Source organism: Paraburkholderia sp. SIMBA_054 (assembly GCF_046534875.1).
In the GTDB taxonomy this organism is placed as follows: Bacteria; Pseudomonadota; Gammaproteobacteria; order Burkholderiales; family Burkholderiaceae; genus Paraburkholderia; species Paraburkholderia hospita.
In genome coordinates this window covers 1-310 of sequence record NZ_JAWRXV010000486.1, presented here as the reverse complement: position 1 = coordinate 310, position 310 = coordinate 1, and the positions used below count along the sequence as shown (strand labels likewise).

The window sequence follows — 310 nt, the reverse complement described above, 5'->3', positions numbered from 1 at the left end:
CGAGGCGCTGTGCATCTGCGAGCGGCAGCGTTGTCCCGCGCTCGCGCTCCAAATCCATGAGCTCCCGCTCGAGCCGGGTCTGTTCTCTCGCGGCCCGCGCAGCGCGGTAAGCGACCATCGACGGGTCTTCCTTGCTCGCGGCAGCGGGCACCTCGTCATCGTCGCCATCCTCATCTGGGTTAGCCGGCAGAGACGGCATTGAGAACGCGGCATTCGCAAGCGACGGGCGCGACTGATCGGTGATCGACCGACGCGCCTCGTCTGTGTTACGGCGCCAAGCGGCGACTGCGGTTTCCGCGTCGATCTTGCC

General features: G+C 67.1%; 1 pseudogene. It reads right to left on the bottom strand.

The features are described 5' to 3' along the window. Positions 1 to 310: pseudogene (locus SB822_RS56005) on the bottom strand (hypothetical protein); the annotation flags it as partial.